This is a genomic window from Grimontia marina (assembly GCF_900060185.1).
Classification (GTDB): Bacteria; Pseudomonadota; Gammaproteobacteria; order Enterobacterales; family Vibrionaceae; genus Enterovibrio; species Enterovibrio marinus.
This window is the reverse complement of sequence record NZ_FIZY01000156.1, coordinates 1-1,382: the sequence shown is the minus strand read 5'-3', so window position 1 is coordinate 1,382 and position 1,382 is coordinate 1. Positions and strand designations below refer to the sequence as shown.

3 protein-coding genes are annotated in these 1,382 nt (G+C 43.3%); 1 reads left to right on the top strand and 2 read right to left on the bottom strand.

Going from position 1 to position 1,382, the window contains the following annotated elements:
* The coding region (locus tag GMA8713_RS25665; protein WP_062705098.1) for an IS3 family transposase at positions 1–539 on the top strand (539 nt) is incomplete at its 5' end.
* 14 nt (positions 540–553) lie between these two features.
* Here GMA8713_RS25665 and GMA8713_RS25660 read toward each other — a convergent pair.
* The gene (locus GMA8713_RS25660; RefSeq protein ID WP_062715506.1) at positions 554–937 is read right to left on the bottom strand and encodes a hypothetical protein; all 384 of its coding nucleotides are present in this window, start codon (positions 935–937) and stop codon (positions 554–556) included.
* 254 nt (positions 938–1,191) lie between these two features.
* On the bottom strand, positions 1,192–1,382 hold a 191-nt coding region (locus tag GMA8713_RS28360; protein ID WP_062715504.1), incomplete at its 5' end, for a hypothetical protein.

The following is a 1,382-nucleotide window of genomic DNA, read 5'->3' as shown; positions in this document are numbered from 1 at the left end:
ACAAAGCACACAAGGTTTATCCCTACCTGCTGCGTGATATCGATGTCACTTATCCAAACCAAGCTTGGGCGATTGACATCACGTACATCCCCATGGCGAAGGGGTTCCTGTATCTGGTGGCCATTATCGACTGGTATAGCCGCAAAGTACTGGCTTGGCGCTTGTCGAATACGATGGATACAAGCTTTTGCATTGAGGCTCTCGAAGACGCACTGCAACACTACGGGCCGCCCGATATCTTCAATTCAGATCAAGGCAGCCAGTTTACTAGCGCTGAGTTTACTCAGAGATTAATCGACCATGATGTACGGATAAGCATGGATGGGAAAGGACGCTGGGTCGACAACGTGTTCATCGAGCGATTATGGCGTAGCTTGAAATATGAGGAGGTTTACTTAAAAGCCTATACCACCCCCCGAGAAGCTGAACTTGAAATCGGCCACTACATGGTGTTCTATAACGAAGAGCGTAACCATCAGGGACTCAATGACCTTACTCCTGATGAAGCCTACTTCGGCAGGCAAAGATACGCAGCATGAGCGGGATCAAACACTTAAAAAATTAGCTTGTGTGTCCAACCAATGGGGTCCACTTCTTTGTTAGGCAAGCCGTTACTCGCCACCAGACCGTTAGATAACGAAACCGCGATAAACATCACCAAGGAATAAGGTACGACAACCATTGGGTTGACGTTGTGCTTTGTTGACAAATAATAAGTTGTAATAATGCATAGTGCTGTTGGATAAATACCAATTAGAAGATTTGAAAAATAGAAAAACTTTTGCGCAGTATCTGGTAATGCCGCAAGGTTTAAAAAGTGGCCAACAAAAATCGAAATCGCATTACAAATGGTTAAAGGTAGCAAAAGCAGAAAAACGATCGAGATGTCACGGACATAGTTGTCGTAGTAAGGCCTCAAAGAAGGCAGTTTCCACATGTTAATGAGTTTGTTCTCGGTGCAGGGCCAAAAAAGATGCGGGATTATATATGTGAGATTAGATGCTCTCAATTAAAAACAGATGGAATTCACATGCTAACTTGATGAAAAAAATCATTTATTGTTAATAAAATAATTCATTCATAACAACCAAAAAATAATGACAGAAAAATCACCTATATATGCCCAAACGACCTAAAGCTGCCCTCTCTTCGAGCGAGTTGATTGACGCCGTTATCACGACGCCAGTCAAACTAGCAGAATCCGGTATCTTCAGGTTGTTTGGGTGTAATCATACCTGCCATTTTTTCACACAAGAGAAGTGGACCCCATTGGTTGGACACACAAGCTAATTTTTTAAGTGTTTGATCCCGCTCATGCTGCGTATCTTTGCCTGCCGAAGTAGGCTTCATCAGGAGTAAGGTCATTGAGTCCCTGATGGTTA